The organism is Paenibacillus silagei (assembly GCF_017874735.1).
In the GTDB taxonomy this organism is placed as follows: domain Bacteria; phylum Bacillota; class Bacilli; order Paenibacillales; family Paenibacillaceae; genus Paenibacillus_AQ; species Paenibacillus_AQ silagei.
Window position 1 is genome coordinate 1 of record NZ_JAGGLV010000011.1, and the last position, 14,748, is coordinate 14,748.

15 protein-coding genes are annotated in these 14,748 nt (G+C 53.9%); 4 read left to right on the forward strand and 11 right to left on the reverse strand.

Annotated elements, in window-relative coordinates; genetic code table 11:
- The first annotated feature begins 292 nt into the window (after positions 1–292).
- Positions 293–418 carry a DUF4023 family protein gene (locus tag J2Z70_RS17010; RefSeq protein ID WP_076081926.1) on the forward strand — a complete coding sequence of 42 codons (126 nt, stop codon included), beginning with the start codon at positions 293–295 and terminating at the stop codon, positions 416–418.
- Between the two features lie 99 nt (positions 419–517).
- Here J2Z70_RS17010 and J2Z70_RS17015 read toward each other — a convergent pair whose 3' ends face one another.
- A complete protein-coding gene (locus tag J2Z70_RS17015) occupies positions 518–1,234 on the reverse strand; it encodes a stalk domain-containing protein (protein WP_076081927.1) in 717 nt (238 codons plus the stop codon).
- Positions 1,235–1,341: 107 nt separating this feature from the next.
- Positions 1,342–1,899 (reverse strand): GNAT family N-acetyltransferase, encoded by a 558-nt coding sequence (locus J2Z70_RS17020; protein ID WP_209875231.1) that lies wholly within the window; start codon positions 1,897–1,899, stop codon positions 1,342–1,344.
- A gap of 281 nt (positions 1,900–2,180) precedes the next feature.
- Here J2Z70_RS17020 and J2Z70_RS17025 point away from each other — a divergent pair, with 281 nt between their 5' ends.
- A complete protein-coding gene (locus J2Z70_RS17025; RefSeq protein ID WP_209875536.1) occupies positions 2,181–3,719 on the forward strand; it encodes an acetate--CoA ligase in 1,539 nt (512 codons plus the stop codon).
- Positions 3,720–3,856: 137 nt separating this feature from the next.
- On the opposite strand, the gene J2Z70_RS17030 is transcribed toward J2Z70_RS17025, so the two are convergent.
- Both J2Z70_RS17030 and J2Z70_RS17035 read right to left on the reverse strand, forming a co-directional pair.
- Positions 3,857–4,429 (reverse strand): SMI1/KNR4 family protein, encoded by a 573-nt coding sequence (locus J2Z70_RS17030; RefSeq protein WP_209875233.1) that lies wholly within the window; start codon positions 4,427–4,429, stop codon positions 3,857–3,859.
- Between the two features lie 101 nt (positions 4,430–4,530).
- Positions 4,531–4,971 (reverse strand): HEAT repeat domain-containing protein, encoded by a 441-nt coding sequence (locus J2Z70_RS17035; RefSeq protein WP_209875235.1) that lies wholly within the window; start codon positions 4,969–4,971, stop codon positions 4,531–4,533.
- A gap of 202 nt (positions 4,972–5,173) precedes the next feature.
- Between J2Z70_RS17035 and J2Z70_RS17040 the strand changes: the two genes are divergently transcribed.
- A complete protein-coding gene (locus tag J2Z70_RS17040; RefSeq protein WP_209875236.1) occupies positions 5,174–6,130 on the forward strand; it encodes an NADP-dependent oxidoreductase in 957 nt (318 codons plus the stop codon).
- A gap of 32 nt (positions 6,131–6,162) precedes the next feature.
- On the opposite strand, the gene J2Z70_RS17045 is transcribed toward J2Z70_RS17040, so the two are convergent.
- Entirely contained in the window at positions 6,163–6,873 is a 711-nt protein-coding gene (locus J2Z70_RS17045) for a DUF554 domain-containing protein (protein WP_209875238.1), read from the reverse strand.
- A 228-nt stretch (positions 6,874–7,101) separates the two neighbouring features.
- Between J2Z70_RS17045 and J2Z70_RS17050 the strand changes: the two genes are divergently transcribed.
- Entirely contained in the window at positions 7,102–8,298 is a 1,197-nt protein-coding gene (locus tag J2Z70_RS17050; RefSeq protein WP_209875240.1) for a nucleotidyltransferase domain-containing protein, read from the forward strand.
- A 494-nt stretch (positions 8,299–8,792) separates the two neighbouring features.
- Here the strand turns inward: J2Z70_RS17050 and J2Z70_RS17055 are convergent, their stop codons facing one another.
- From J2Z70_RS17055 to J2Z70_RS17080, 6 genes are all read right to left on the reverse strand, one after another.
- Positions 8,793–10,589 (reverse strand): ABC transporter ATP-binding protein, encoded by a 1,797-nt coding sequence (locus J2Z70_RS17055; protein WP_209875242.1) that lies wholly within the window; start codon positions 10,587–10,589, stop codon positions 8,793–8,795.
- 13 nt (positions 10,590–10,602) lie between these two features.
- Positions 10,603–11,061 carry a lasso peptide biosynthesis B2 protein gene (locus J2Z70_RS17060; protein WP_036730624.1) on the reverse strand — a complete coding sequence of 153 codons (459 nt, stop codon included), beginning with the start codon at positions 11,059–11,061 and terminating at the stop codon, positions 10,603–10,605.
- Positions 11,058–11,363: a lasso peptide biosynthesis PqqD family chaperone gene (locus tag J2Z70_RS17065; protein WP_036730627.1), complete on the reverse strand. Its 306-nt coding sequence runs from the start codon at positions 11,361–11,363 to the stop codon at positions 11,058–11,060. The genes J2Z70_RS17060 and J2Z70_RS17065 overlap by 4 nt, the downstream gene beginning before the upstream one ends.
- The gene (locus J2Z70_RS17070; protein ID WP_036730629.1) at positions 11,360–12,298 is read right to left on the reverse strand and encodes a hypothetical protein; all 939 of its coding nucleotides are present in this window, start codon (positions 12,296–12,298) and stop codon (positions 11,360–11,362) included. Before J2Z70_RS17070 ends, J2Z70_RS17065 begins: the two co-directional genes overlap by 4 nt.
- A gap of 138 nt (positions 12,299–12,436) precedes the next feature.
- Positions 12,437–12,562, reverse strand: a complete 126-nt coding sequence (locus J2Z70_RS17075; protein ID WP_036694602.1) for a paeninodin family lasso peptide — start codon at positions 12,560–12,562, stop codon at positions 12,437–12,439.
- Between the two features lie 28 nt (positions 12,563–12,590).
- Complete coding sequence (locus tag J2Z70_RS17080) at positions 12,591–14,516, reverse strand: asparagine synthase-related protein (RefSeq protein WP_209875244.1); 1,926 nt, start codon at positions 14,514–14,516, stop codon at positions 12,591–12,593.
- Between the last annotated feature and the right edge of the window lie 232 nt (positions 14,517–14,748).

Sequence of the window (14,748 nt, forward strand, 5' to 3'; positions counted from 1 at the left end):
TTTCAAAGATCAAGCTCGTTGTTAGTGTCGATGTTGTCGTCACCAGCAACTCTTATAATATATCACATCCAGCCGATCAATGCAAGCTCTTTTTTTCAACTTCTTGTTCGAGCGAGGCGTTGATGTTTCGCGGCCAGAAATAGAATATATCACGGATAGATATTCATTGCAAGCATTTTTTCAACCATAAGTTTAGAATGATATGCACCGCAAATGGACAGAATAACCGAATATCTAAACGTATGCTTGGAAGCCTCAAGCCTACATCATCTAACCTTCTAGGGGGATTGTTATGGACACTCATGAATTCGTGGAGAAATTCCAGGAGAATCAGCGTAAAGCGCTAAAGAACAGAAAACGCGGTAAAGGAACTCCTGGAGCAAGACTGGCCAATAAACAGCATAGCTCTAACAAATAACAGTGACAAGCATTTCAAAACAAAGCAGGGATGTCTGCGCGGCCAGTTACGGCTCTGCGGACATCCCTTTTGCATTCTATTCTATAAAAGCAGTAGTAATTATTTGCTTAGTTTCGTTACGCCTACAGCCACTTTCTCGATTTGTGCTTTGCTAAGAGCTTTGTCAGCGGAGCTGATGGTTACAAAACGGTCTGCCAGCTTGAAGGTCAGCATTGGCGTATCCGAAGGAGTGTACCATTTCGCTTCTGTTCCATTGGAGAGCTTCACTGTACTGCTGTCATAACCATCGGAGTAGTCACGCGGCGAGACATTTACACGCATTTTATTAAACAGGAAGCTTACGCCGTCATCGCCGCCCGCAACCTTCTGGAAGGCATCTCCGCTGACCATCTGTGTCGGGGCATAGGCTGTCTCAAAGCCTTGGAAGTTTGCAAACGCCTTAGCAATCTGCTCCTTCTGCGCTGCACTGTACTGTACCGCCGTCAGCTTCACAGATGAACCATTATCAGGCGCTGTGGCCCCTGTTCCAGTCCCAAGGATAACTTCATTCGTGGAGGCATTGAATGTCACCGGCACCTTCAGTGCATCTGCCATCGCCCGGACCGGAAGATACGTTGTATCCTTATAAGTGATTGGCGCCATCGTTTTGCCGTTGTTATCGACTGGGGTATAGGCCGCTCCGTTCACTTTGAACCCGATTCCGTGATTAAGATAAGCGCTGATTTTCTGCATGTTCGTTCCTGCGTAGACCCCTGCTGAACCTGTAACGGCCATTCCGAATACCATCGTTGCTATGATCATTTTTTTGCTTTTCATTGAATATCGTCTCCCTTAGTTGTGATGTTGTTGTGTATGTTCCTTGCTATAGACTTATTAAACCATTAACTTGTTTCTAACTTGTATCCGGATTGTAAAGAAGTAATTCAAATGCTCACCCCATACACCTCTGTGTACAAAACATCTCTGAAATGGAGGAACTCCTTCATCGTTACCGGCTCCGGGTAGGTCATAATGCGCAGCGGAAGATCGGCTTGCCCCGTACGCAGCGGCGGCTGCATATAGTCATAGGGATTCAGGTAAAAGCCCAGCCGCTCATAGAATCCGATTCTTCTCTGCTCCAGCTCCCCGTCCGGCGGCTCTACCTCAAGCAGCACCGGCTTGTCCGAACGCATAAGGTAGCTGCTCATCAGCTTGCGGCCGATCCCTCCGCTCCGGCGCTGGGGATTCACGGCAATATGCTCGATGAACCGCAGTTCGGGTAATTCCCATGCCGCCAAAAAAGCCAGTATCTGCCCCTCCGTATCCTTGCTGGTATACAGATGATAATTCGGCTGATCCAGCAAAGCCTGCTGCCCGCTGCGGGTTCTAAGCTCACTTACCGGAAAAGAGGCTTCCATGATAGCGAATATTTCATTGAATTCTGCTTCACTAATACTTCCTTCATTAATAAATGTCTCATCGATCACTGTATTCTCGTCCATTGCAATGGCCTGCTTTCTGCCGCTTCGCTGCGTGAAGGGCTCTAATGTATGGTTCCCTTATCCGGTTAAAAATACCTTCAGGGATTCTGTACGCATCAAGATGCTTCAAAATAAAGACTGTCACAGAACATTCTCCGCTTCCCTATGACCCGATTAGCATCTGGTACTAGGAGAACGTGCTATACTGTAGTCAACAGATACATCATCACACTTATATAGGAGAGGTTCATTTGGATAATCAACGTTGGATCGCACCTGAATTCTACAATCTCACTTCGGAAATGGAGCAGCATCCTGAAGATAAGCTTGCAATTAAATGGTTACATGAAAATGGGAGCCTGGAGCAAATCACCTATGGTGCGCTCATGGCTCAGGCTAACCGTCTCGCCGGCGGACTGGCCGGTCTCGGACTTACGCAAGGCGACCGGGTCCTGGTCATGGTCCCCCGCCGCATCATCGCCTATGCGATATATCTGGCCTGCCTGAAGCTGGGACTGGCTGTTATTCCTTCGTCTGAAATGCTGCGGGCGAAGGATCTCTCGTACCGGCTGCGCCATTCCGAAGCGCGGGCTGTTATTGTCTGGTCTGAGGTTACCGGAGAAGTGAACAAAATCTCCGACGATCTGCCCGCACTGGACTACCGCTTGTCCGTCTCCAGCGGTGAGGCTGAGGCTGAAGAAGGCTGGATTGACCTGGAAGGTCTAATGGAAGGACAAGCTGATTCTTACCCTACGGTTGCCAGCCGCCGCGATGATATCGCCATTCTGGCCTATACCTCCGGAACCACCGGCAATCCCAAAGCAGTAGTTCACACGCACGGCTGGGGATATGCCCATCTGCGGATCACTTCCTCCCTCTGGTTCGATATCCGTGAATCAGATACGGTCTGGGCTACAGCCGCACCGGGCTGGCAGAAGTGGATCTGGAGTCCATTCCTGACGGTACTCGGCAACGGGGCCACTGGCTTCGTCTATAACGGAGCCTTCCATCCGGAGCGCTACCTGCAGCTGCTGCAAGACGAGAAGATTCAGGTATTATGCTGCACTCCGACTGAATACCGCCTGATGGCGAAGACTGAGGGCCTGGCAGAATACGATCTGTCCAATCTGCGCTGCGCTGTATCCGCCGGTGAGCCGCTGAATCAGGAAGTTATTCATACGTTCCAGCAACACTTCAATATTACAATCCGTGACGGCTACGGACAAACAGAGAGCACACTCATCATCGCGGCACTGAAGGATGAACCGATCCGGGTTGGCTCCATGGGCAAATCGATTGCTCCCGGCATTGTCGAGGTGATCGACGAGGACGGACATCCGCTGCCGGCCGGAGTGGTCGGTGATATCGCCGTACATCTGAGCATGCCTGCTCTGTTCCAGAACTACTATAAGGATCCCGAGCGCAAAGCGAACTGCTCACATGGAGAGTATTTCGTAACCGGCGACCGGGCGCGCAAGGATGAGGACGGCTATTTCTGGTTCGAGGGGCGCGGCGATGACATCATCATCAGCTCGGGCTACACGATCGGGCCGTTCGAGGTCGAAGAGGCGCTAATGAAGCATACCCTCGTTAAGGAATGTGCCGTGGTCGCAAGCCCGGATGAGATACGCGGGTCGGTCGTCAAAGCGTTTATCGTACTCAAGGACGGCCATGCCGGAACACCGGAGCTGACCAAAGAGCTGCAAGCCCATGTCAAGGAGCAGACCGCTCCCTACAAGTATCCGCGCAAAATCGAATACATTACGGATCTGCCGAAGACCACTTCGGGGAAGATCCGCAGAATCGAGCTGCGTGAGCAGGAGAAGAAGGCTAACCAGTAGCAGAAGATCTTCAGTCAAGGGAGTACTGCAAGCAGGTAGCTCTCCCCACCAGCTTAGAACCTTAAAATCCCCGTTCCTACAGTGATGCAGGACGGGGATTTTTGTGTTTTTGGACGCCTAAGCATGCAGTGCGTACCTTACTCGGACCAATATTCCGCCTCCGGGTTGAGCGCTGTGCCTACTTCGCCTTCTTTTACCAGATCGCAGTCCAGGTAGCCTTCCTCATCCAGAAAGTAGACCTCCTGCTTATAGAATTCGCACAGTGTCTCCAGGAACTTCTCCGGCGAATCGTACATTACCACCAAATCACCGTAGTCGTGCAGCAGATCGCAGATCTGCTCCACCCCTTCTTCAGAGCGGTAATAGCAGATATAATCACTTCCATAGTTGGTCAGCAGCGGCAACACGGTTCCACCGCCGGTATATCCCTTCTCCTGCAGAATCCCTGACAGTATCTTCACTTCATGGCCGTATTCCCCGATATGAATCAGCCGGTAGCCCGGAATGAACTCCAGCAGACTGGGATCTTCCTCGGCGCCGCCTGTTCCAAGAACTGTATCATAGACCGCCCGCAGAAGCGCAGGAACTTCGGGTGTAAACTCTAATATCGCCTCACTGCCCCCTGCCGGAGCCTTCCCCAAACTGGCGGTGTACCCGGGACGCAGCTGCGTGGACAGCTTAAGGAATTCCTGAAATGTAACCGTAAGCATGTAATCATCCTTTCTCACAAAAATATAGCGGAGCGATAAGGAACGCCCCTATCTCTCCGCTTGGTGCTGTCATGCTAATTAACTATGTTATTTGAGACTGGTTACTTGGCAGCCGAAGCCCACATCTTCTCCAGCCACTGATCGAAATCCGCGCCCTTCTCGCCTTCATAGGCATCGTAGATATCAACCCGCATCTTCTTCAGCTTCTCTTTGAACTCTTCGTAAGAATGGTCCTTGGGCAGACTCTTCTTAATGCGCAGAATAATCTTGGATACCCCTTTGAACAGTTCAGCTTTGTTCTTCGATGGAACCTTGACCTCTTCGCCAAAAGCCACTAGCTTGTTATATGCAGCTTCTTGCACGGTATATACAGGATCGCTGATCATCAGGCGATTAAGGATATCGATAATTTGTTTGTGGTTGTAGCGGCCCAGCTCTTCTACCGCTTCAAGACGCGCTCTCCAGTCTGCGGAACGGCCGGCGGCTCTCTTCAGTTCGTCATAGTTCTCTGGCAGCTCTTGGATTACTTCTTCATTATTCAAGCGTTACAATCCCCTTCTTGGTTAAATCTGATATATAGAACGTTACCTAGTGCAATTCTACCGTACTGCGCTGCTTGATTTCAATCTTTTGTCCAAACATTCATGGAAAAAGACTTGGAATCACGGATTTTGACTAACGGTAGCCGTATGCGTATAGTATGTACCAAATCATCCGCCAGTAGATAAAGGAGGCCCACTATAGATGAAGGCCATTGCCTTAGAAGTGTCCGACTCGTTCGGGAGCTTAAAAGAAATAGATATTCCCCTGCCTGTTCCGGGTGAGCATGAGGTGCTGATTGAGATGTATGCGACCTCGGTTCATCCGGCAGATTGCAGAATACTGGATGAAACACGGATTGCCGGCGGGGAACGCCCTGCTGTCTGTCCATTCATTCCAGGCGTTGTTGTAGCCGGAATCATTGCGGACACCGGCGCAGCGGTGAGCCGCTTCAAGCCCGGCGACGAGGTATTCGGTCTGAAGCCTGCTGCCGAGAGCGGAGGTTACGCGGAATACACGTGTGCCAAGGAGGATCAGCTTGCACTTAAGCCCCCGGGGTTATCCTTCGCAGCAGCCGGGGTGTTACCTGCTGCCGGGCTTGCCGCCTGGCAGGCGCTGGCTGCCGCCAAGGTCTCCAGCCGGGACCGTGTGCTGGTGCAGGACGGTACTGGCGGAATCGGCAGCTTCGCGGTACAGTTGGCCAAGCTCCGGGGCGCTACGGTGATTACTACCATCAGCGGCGGTGATGAGCTGGATGTTGCCTGGGGCCTCGGGGCCGATCAGGCGATTCACAGCGGCGGGCAGGATTTTGCCGCGATTCTGGGGCAGAGCATCGATGTGGTGATTGATACCGCAGGAGGCAGTGTGCTAAACAGAAGCTTCGCAGTACTGGCTCCAGGCGGAAGGCTGATCTCCACTGCTGAACAGCCTGATCCGGCCTTGGCAGCACAGCAGGGAGTTATAACAGCTTATCTGTCTCCCGCTGCCGATCCCTACCAGCTGAGCGAGCTGGCCCGGCTGACGGCAGGGCGGAGGCTGGAGCCGCTGATCGGCGGTGCTTTTCCACTTAGTGAAGAAGGGCTGCGCACTGCCCATGCGCTTAGCGCAAGCGGAAAGGCGCGGGGTGTTATTGCTATTACGATAATTGAAAAACAACAATAACGGGATCTTCTTTTTTCAGCGTAAAGAAGGTCTCAATTCACTTGAAAGTTATGTACCAGCACAACCAAAAGTACAGCCACCAGGATACCGGGCAGCAGGTTAGCTACCTTGATCTTGGTGATCCCGAGCAGGTTCAGCCCAATTCCGATAATCATCACCCCGCCTGTAGCGGTCATCTCTGCAATACAGTCATTCAACAGCGCATCAGGCACAAACCGGGTGATCTGCGTAGCCAGCAAAGCGATGGCCCCTTGATACAGAACTACAGGAATGGCCGAGAACATCACTCCGATGCCCAGCGTAGAAGTCAGAATCATGGCAATGAAGCCGTCCATAATGGATTTGGCGTAGAGAATCTCATGATTGCCTTTGATGCCGCTGTCCAGTGCGCCTAGAATAGCCATGGCCCCTACAACGAACACCAGACTTGCCGTGACAAAGCCCAGCGAGATACTTCCCCGGCCGCCCGCACCTACTCTGCGCTCCAGCCAATTGCCCGCACGGGTGAATTTGTCTTCAATGTTGATCCACTCCCCGGCCACAGCGCCGATCACCAGACTTAGGATGACGATGAGGAAATTCCCGCTTTTCAGACCCATCTGCACCCCCAGCAGCATTAGCGCCAGTCCAATCGCTTGCATCACAGTGTTCTTCATACTCTCCGGTATCCGCTCCAGCAGCTTGCCCAGCAGAGTTCCGGCAATTATTGCTATTCCATTCACGATTGCTCCGAGCAGTACCATTCCTCAGCAACTCTCCCGTCGATTCTTTTCTCTCTTAATCTGCATTATAAGGGCAGCCGTCCCTATGGAGTCAAGATGATTCTCTACTGGCAGGAATGATAAGTTCCGTGACGCACCTGGCGAAAAATTGACAAATTTCGGTTATCGATGGTACGCTCACTAATATCGTTCTTTTAATAGAACAAATCCGGTGCGGATCTGTTCACAACTCAGATAAGGAGCGTCCCTATGACTGACCGGAAGATTCTTGATCAGGCAAGCTTAACCAAGGAAGTACACCTTATTCTTGCACTACTGAATTCCGGAAGTCCAGATGAGACGGCGCGGAAGCATCCGCAGTTGTTCACAGAGCTGAACTGGGACTTATTCGTGGAGCTGAACCGTCAGCACAGGGTGTATCCCTACCTCTATTCCAGGCTGAGCAAGATGGAGGAGAAGGTGATCCCTTCTGACGTTCTGGAGCAGCTGAAATGGCAATACCGCAGGAATACGGTACAGATGCTCCAGCTTAGCGGTGAAATGAGCAATATCGCGGGTCAGCTGGCCGAGCTGAATATCCGCTGTCTGTTCCTCAAAGGACCGGTGCTTGGGCAGGAGCTGTACGGAGACCTGTCGCAGCGCACCTCCCGGGATCTCGACTTCCTGGTGCCGATGGAACAGCTGGAGGATGCCGAAACCTTGCTGATCCGGCTGGGCTATGAGAAGGAAGACAAGTTCGAGAGCCTGCTTGGCGACTGGAAATGGCGGGAGCATCATTCAACGTTCGTGCATCCTGTCAGCAACGTCAACCTGGAGCTGCACTGGCGGTTAGGACCGGGGCCCGCCAAAGAGCCTGCGTTCGACGAGCTCTGGCGTCATTCGCGGACCAGCAGCACCTTCGGCCAGAATGTCCGCTATCTGGGGCCGGAGGATCTGTTCATGTTCCTGGCTGTACACGGTGCCAGACATGCCTGGTCCCGGCTGAGATGGCTGCAGGACATCAAGATGCTGCTAATGGGACAGCAGCCCCCCGATTCCGCTAAGCTAGTCCGCTTACTACAACACTATGATCACAACGCCATAGGAGGACAGACGCTGATTCTGGCCAGAGAGCTGCTGGAGACGCCGGTTGACCCGGCGCTGTCCCCGCTGATGGACAACCCCAAGGCCCGCAGGCTGGCACAGGACATTCTGTTCTATCTCCCGCGCATCGTGAATTTGAATACCCCCCCGCTGGAGCCGGAGGTGGAGCAGCATTTCAACCGGTACCTTCCAAGCATTCTATCCACCCGAAGCCGGATGCTCCGCTCCGCCAGCTTCCTCTATCCCTATGCAGCGGATGCCAAGACCCTGCCGCTGCCGAAGCCGCTGCATTTCTTGTATTTCCCGCTGCGGCCTTTGCTGTGGAGCTGGCGGAAGGTGACGGGTTCGGAGAAGGAGAATTAGCGGAGGCCCACCAATGCATATAGAAAGGCACGTGCTGCTAGTTAATTGCAGCACGTGCCTTTTTACGGTTTCGGAGCCGGGTGGCGGTAAGCCAATGTAATCGGTTTTTCGATTACATTCGGGCCACAACCTCTGCGCTCGCCCAATGGAATCGGTTTTTCGATTACATTCGGGCCACAACCTCTGCGCTCGCCCAATGTAATCGGTTTTTCGATTACATTGGGACCACAACCTCTGCGCTTGCCCAATGGAATCGGTTTTTCGATTACATTCGGGCTACAACCTCTGCGCCCATCCAATGTAATCGGTTTTTCGATTACATTCGGACCACAACCTCTGCGCTTGCCCAATGGAATCGGTTTTTCGATTACATTCGGGCCACAACCTCTGCGCTCGCCCAATGGAATCGGTTTTTCGATTACATTTGGACCACACTCCCACTCAGTACCGAATGTGTTCGGTTTTTCGCCTACATTCGCGTTTAAGGTATACCCTTACCCTGCCTCTTCCTGGCCCTTCAGCAATCGGCTAAACATGCCGCCCTTCTCCGAAGCCAGACCGCTGTAGACTCCCTGCTGGATGACCCGGCCCTGGTCGATGACCAGAATCTGATCGGCTCCACGGATCGTGGACAGGCGGTGGGCGATGACGATGACCGTCACGGAAGCCTTGATCCGCTCCAGCGCCTCTTGAATCCGCTGCTCGTTCTCGGTGTCGAGCGCGCTGGTCGCCTCATCGAGTACCAGTATCGAGGGCTTGCGGATAATGGCGCGCGCCAGCACCAGGCGCTGCCGCTCCCCGCCTGACAGACGGACGCCCCGGTCGCCGAGCAGTGTATCCAGTCCGTCCGGCAGCTTGCGGACAAAGTCCGCCGAGGAAGCAAATTCCAGCGCCTCCCACAGCTCCGCTTCCTTCGCATCCGGCTTGATCATCATTAGATTATCGCGGATGGTAGCGTTATACAGGAACGGGTCCTGTGCCACATATCCGATGGACCTCCGGTAGGACAGCAGCCGCTCCCCTCTGACCGGCTGACCGTCGGCTAGAATCTCCCCGTTCTCCGGCTGCATCAGTCCCATGAGCAGATCGACGAGCGTGCTTTTGCCGGCACCTGAACGTCCGACAATCGCCGTCATCTGCCGGGCGGGAATCCGCACATTGACGTTCTGGAGCGAATATTGCGGCTCATCCGCATGATAACGGAAATCGACATTCCGGGCCTCAAGGCCTTGCTCCAGCGTCATAGGCAGCACCCGTTCTCCGGCTTGATCCGCTTCATGCTCGACAGCGGCCAGACATTCTTCCTGCAGCGATTGCAGTTGTTTGAAGGATGGCACTACTGAGGCAAGCTGCTCCAGCAGCGACTGCAGCGTCGAAAAGGTCGGCCACAACCGGGTGAAGACGAGAATGACCAGCAGCAGATTCGGCCCTTCCACTTGCATAAACCGGAAGGATACGAAGATAAATACGGCAATCAGCAGCGTGGAAGACAGCTTATACAGGAGCTGGGAGTTAGAGCGCAGGCGCGTGTAGTCAAGCTGCTCCTGCTTCACCTCGCCGGTGAAGGCATGCAGCCATTCGAGGCGGGACTGCTCCAGATTATTGCTTTTGATATCCTTGATTCCGTTCAACTGATCGGTAATGCCGCCCAGATACGTCTTGCCCAGCTCTGTGCTGCGGCTACCCAGCCTCTTTGCCTTACGGATGAACCGCCGGGAGAAGATGGACAGCAGCGCCGCGCAGACGAGAACCGCGAGTGTCATCTTGGGGGACAGCCAGAAGGCAAAGGCAATCTGCACCAGGGTGAACAACAGCGACGTGAGAAACTGCAGGAACCCGCTGATACCCGCCAGGACTCTGGCCAGCTCGGTGGTCATCATATTGATCAGATCAGAGGTGCGTTTTCTCAGAAAAAAAGACCACTGCGCCCGCAGCAATGCGCTATAAACCTCAACCCGCAGCTGCCTGCCATAGGTCTGCTGAATCTCGACATTGCGGATCGCCACGAATCTTGCGATCAGATTCTGGCAGAGCACAATTAGAACATAACTGCCCAGCACCAGCAGCAGCGCTGTGGACTGCGGCAGCTCACTGATGAATCCGAGCATGGGAAGATGATAGCCCGCCGCCGCGCCGCCCAGCTGAATGCCGGCCATGCCGAGCATGGGAACCAGCAGCAGAATGGCAGAGCTCTCCAGCAGACCGCTGATCACCATGCCAAACAGATTAAGATACAGCTTCATGCCCGACAACCGCTGAAGCTGCCGGACGTAGTAGATTATGGCTTGCATGGACCCACCTCGATTACTCGGCTTGTAACACCTTTGCGAACTTCTCCACCACCACGAAGCCCTGCATCGCATCATCCCCGGAGACATAATGGGATCCGCTGCGCAGCCAGGCGTGGGCAATCATTTGTCCCTGCTTATCGCGGGCGACCCCCATGTAGAGGGTGCTCTCAATGCCCCGCTTCTCCAGCATCTTCAGGGCGGCTACCGCCCGGACCATACAGGTGCTTTTCCAGGGAGTATAGCGGCTCATCACCCGGATTGCCTTGGTAATCTGCTGGATGCGGCGAAGATCGGAAGGCTTGGATACTGCGGGACTCTCCAGGGATTTCACCCCAAGCTGAGGGGCTGTCCTGGCAAAGGGGAACAACAGCTGGATTCGGACCAGCATCAGCCGCCATAATGTCTCGGGAAGCAGCGCAAGCAACGCCTTGTCATGCACCAGCAGAAGACGGAGCCTCCGGAGGGTCATCATGGTCCGCTAACGATGGAGACCAGATCCTCATTCAGCAGATTCTGTACAAAATCAATAACATCCTGCTGTGCCACCTCTGCTGGCACCTCAAAGATCTCCTGCATCTTCCCGGCAATCTGCCGAATCGATACCGGTGAAGCCAGCGCTTCCCAGATCTCACCGCCAACTTCGCCGAGGTTGTAGTATTTGCCGTTCTTCACATTCAGCATGACCTTCTCGCCGTCCATATCACTTGCGATATTGCCTTCCCGTTGAACCAGTACCGAATCCGGCGACAGCACTTCTGTAGTATTCATATTCATAGGTTCATCTCCTTCACCTTGGGCATAATCGTCTCCATAATCTTTTCCGTCTGCTGCGGTGCACTGAAGCCCTGCTCAGGGCGGGTTAGCCGGTACATCGGCAGCCGGTTTACGAACGAGGCCAGCAGCCCGAAGTGCCATTCTCTGACACCCATTGGGTCGACCAGCGCTTTTTGATAAGTATGATTGTATAAGGTATGAAGCCGGTCCAAGCCGCTTATCGCCTCTACGGCCACCGGCCCGTCCTGCACCACAGACAGTTCAAATATGCCGGCCAGCGGCAGCGGCTCACTCTGGAACCGGTCATGCACCGGGACGGCGAACTTGGTCTCACGCTGAAACAGCGGACGGTACGCAGACGAATTCATTCCCAAATAGTCCAGGCTCTGCTGCCACAGCTTCTGCTGCGGATAACCTGGAACAGCCAATGGATGTCCATTATGCACCAACACGGGAATAACGTCGTCACTGACCAGGAGATGTCCCTGATCCATCAGGTAGGAGGCAAGCGTGGATTTACCCGCACCTGAACGCCCCACCAGCGCATAGGCCTTATTGTCCAGCACAAGCGAGCTGCCGTGCAGGGCCAGTATGCCTTTTTGCATCAATACTACACCCATACAGCTGCCCAGAATGAACAAGCGGATGCTATCCGGATCTGCGCCTGCTGCCGGAGAGACTGTAATCGTACTGCCGTTCTGTATGGAAAAAATAGCGGTGCCCTTCACCATGAACATCACTTCATGCGCCGCGATGCCCAGATTCGGCGTAATCTTCGGTATCGCTTCCCATCGCTCCGCCAGACGGCCTTCAACTACCGACAGGCTCCCTATCCTTCCAGGGTGATCTGTACGGGGAAGTTCTGGTAGCGCGAACTCACTGAGGATTTGCAGGCCAAAAGCCTTATAACCGAGGCATTGCACTGTGCCAGCCATACTGCTCACTCCATCTCAGTCAATTTCACCCGTTGTCTTGCGGATGACAAGTGGAAACATTACTTCGGATAAAGGGATAGCCCTGATCCCCCTCCAGCAAGCTAAGAGGGATTAGGGCTGAGCGGTAATGCAGGAAGACTAGGAGTGACTAACGATTTCATCTGGATCGGCTTGGAACGCATCGGCAATGGATACCCCCGGGCCAGCCATAGTCATTTTCACATCCAACACTTCCAATGCAGGCTTGCTGTATTCCTTTTTCATCTTGTCACCCCCTTTCAAGAAACGTCCTTCAGGAGAGCCGCTTCAAAAAGCGGTAAAACACCAGTCCTCTTGTAAGAAGGCGGAAATCCGTGTTAAAGATTAATAATGGTTCGGGCTCACTACCCAGCCGGTCCAAGCATCCGGCGAGCCCGGGACGATTCAGATAAGACGAAGTACGGGGATCTTGCAGCATCTCCCTCAGCTCCTGCTGGAACCTCTGCCATTCGGGCAGCATACGTGTAATGCCGTCCGCCCCCTGGATACCGCGCCGGGTCTGGTTAAGCCTGACCTTATCCGGCAGCCGCCCTTCCATCGCCCGGCGGATGAGCGAGCGGTCCATTCCGTTCTGGACGTATTGCTCCTCAGGCACGGACATACAGAAGTTGATGACACGCAGGTCATTCGTCGCATCCCGGTCCCATACCTTATACTTCAACGATAGCTTGGTAGCCGCCGTTCCGTTCACATTCCAGACATGCGGCTGGCGGAAATGCTCTCTGCGGATATCGTACACGGTCTGAGAAGCAGGCGACTGGTCCAGCTCCTTCATTCGCTCCTGCACTCCGGTCCGCCGGGCAAATTCAGGGTGGATCAGCTCCGGCGGAGCCTCCTGCCTCCCGTCCATCAGCTGGCCTAGAGCGGGGAACACCTTGCGCCCGGCTATTTTCAGCATTCTTTTGCGGCTTACTCCCATCGAATGGCTGTACAGCTTATTCTCCCGGTAAAAGCGGAACCAGCGGAATTCACGCAGCAGCTTCGCCTGGTAATCCAGCGCCGGTCCCCAGGAGATACTCCAGTTGCCCCGTTGTCCGCTGAGCAGCACTCCGGCATTCTTCATGCCAGCTTGTTCATATATGCCCCTCAGCCAGTAAGAATTCTCTATGAATTTGTAGGGCATCTCCATAATATCGAGCCATTCGTCGATTTCGCCATAAGAGCTTCGGTCAGGAAAATTGTAAAAGCTAGGCTCAATGTTCCCGACATAGTCGATGGTCTCCTGAATATATGGACGCTCATCGGTCACCCGCTGGCCCAGCTTGAACCCTGTAAAGTGATCCAAAGGATACGAGCTGAAGGTGTGGAGCGGCTTGCCCGTGCGGCGAAGCTCCTGTGCCGCGAAGCTCACCACCGCCCCTGAGTCCAGTCCGCCGCTTAAGTTCGCACCAGCTTCAAGGTGGGTACGCAGCCGGTCCCGGACTGCACGCCCGAACACCTCACGGAACGCTTCCTCATACTCGCCATTGCTGCGCAGCCGGAGTGGGGACGGAGTCTGGAAGGTGTAATACCTGGAGAATGTAATCCCCTTCGGGCTTACTGTCATTGAATGCGCCGGGGGCAGCTGCTCCACACCCTGATAGACCGTGGAGAACATATCCGCGACATCCATCCGGCCCTGGCCCGCCAGATATTCCGAGATCCAGCCTTCATGCAGCACGCGTTCTCCATCCATTAGCGTGAGTAGCGGATGAATCACGGTACAGAAGGAGAACTGTCTGCCTGAGCGGTGGAAGTACAGCGTCCGGCTCCCCGAGAAATCCCTCGCTCCAAACAGCGTCTGCCTGCCGGCATCCCAGATCATGAAGGCAAAATCTCCGACCAGATGCACCGGAGCCTGATCCCCCCATTTCTCATAGGCCAGAAGAATCAGCAGGCTGTCCGGCATCGACTCCTGATCCTCCCGGACAACCTGAAGTTGTCCAAAGAGCTCGCTGCGGTTATCAATGATGGCATCCGCTACGATCGCCAGCTTCCGCTGCGGATCATAATAGGGAAGCACCTCGCCCCGGGACTGCGGGGTAATCCACTGTGCGTGGCACCCGAGGAACAGCCCCTCCGTATTCCAGCCCCGGGCATCATCCGCCGGATAACGCTGCAGCTCCTGCATCAGGCGCGGGCCGAGCTCCGGGTCCAGCGGCCCATGCTGCATAGAATAGATCCCGGCGATTGCACTCATGGGTTACCTCCAGCTGTCTATAATTTCGCTACCGTTTCAGTACTAGGTTCATTACAACAGGTTCTTAATAGTGAACACTTCTTATTACCTAAGATAACGTTCTTGCCATTAAATGTGAATAGTACCAGAGAGTACTTTTAGGTATCCTTTAGCGTATTGACTTTAGTTAAAATCTATGGTATTAAAACCCTGAAATATGACCTATGGTATATAATGGCTTATACTGTAGGGG

Coding starts and splice junctions, on each gene's coding strand:
- J2Z70_RS17040 (WP_209875236.1), top strand. CDS start 5,174: ATGAAGGCCATTGCCTTAGAAGTGTCCGACTCGTTCGGGAGCTTAAAA.
- J2Z70_RS17070 (WP_036730629.1), bottom strand. CDS start 12,298: ATGGCTGGCACAGTGCAATGCCTCGGTTATAAGGCTTTTGGCCTGCAA.
- J2Z70_RS17050 (WP_209875240.1), top strand. CDS start 7,102: ATGACTGACCGGAAGATTCTTGATCAGGCAAGCTTAACCAAGGAAGTA.
- J2Z70_RS17080 (WP_209875244.1), bottom strand. CDS start 14,516: ATGAGTGCAATCGCCGGGATCTATTCTATGCAGCATGGGCCGCTGGAC.
- J2Z70_RS17020 (WP_209875231.1), bottom strand. CDS start 1,899: ATGGACGAGAATACAGTGATCGATGAGACATTTATTAATGAAGGAAGT.
- J2Z70_RS17075 (WP_036694602.1), bottom strand. CDS start 12,562: ATGAAAAAGGAATACAGCAAGCCTGCATTGGAAGTGTTGGATGTGAAA.
- J2Z70_RS17055 (WP_209875242.1), bottom strand. CDS start 10,589: ATGCAAGCCATAATCTACTACGTCCGGCAGCTTCAGCGGTTGTCGGGC.
- J2Z70_RS17060 (WP_036730624.1), bottom strand. CDS start 11,061: ATGATGACCCTCCGGAGGCTCCGTCTTCTGCTGGTGCATGACAAGGCG.
- J2Z70_RS17025 (WP_209875536.1), top strand. CDS start 2,181: ATGGAGCAGCATCCTGAAGATAAGCTTGCAATTAAATGGTTACATGAA.
- J2Z70_RS17065 (WP_036730627.1), bottom strand. CDS start 11,363: ATGAATATGAATACTACAGAAGTGCTGTCGCCGGATTCGGTACTGGTT.
- J2Z70_RS17030 (WP_209875233.1), bottom strand. CDS start 4,429: ATGCTTACGGTTACATTTCAGGAATTCCTTAAGCTGTCCACGCAGCTG.
- J2Z70_RS17045 (WP_209875238.1), bottom strand. CDS start 6,873: ATGGTACTGCTCGGAGCAATCGTGAATGGAATAGCAATAATTGCCGGA.
- J2Z70_RS17015 (WP_076081927.1), bottom strand. CDS start 1,234: ATGAAAAGCAAAAAAATGATCATAGCAACGATGGTATTCGGAATGGCC.
- J2Z70_RS17010 (WP_076081926.1), top strand. CDS start 293: ATGGACACTCATGAATTCGTGGAGAAATTCCAGGAGAATCAGCGTAAA.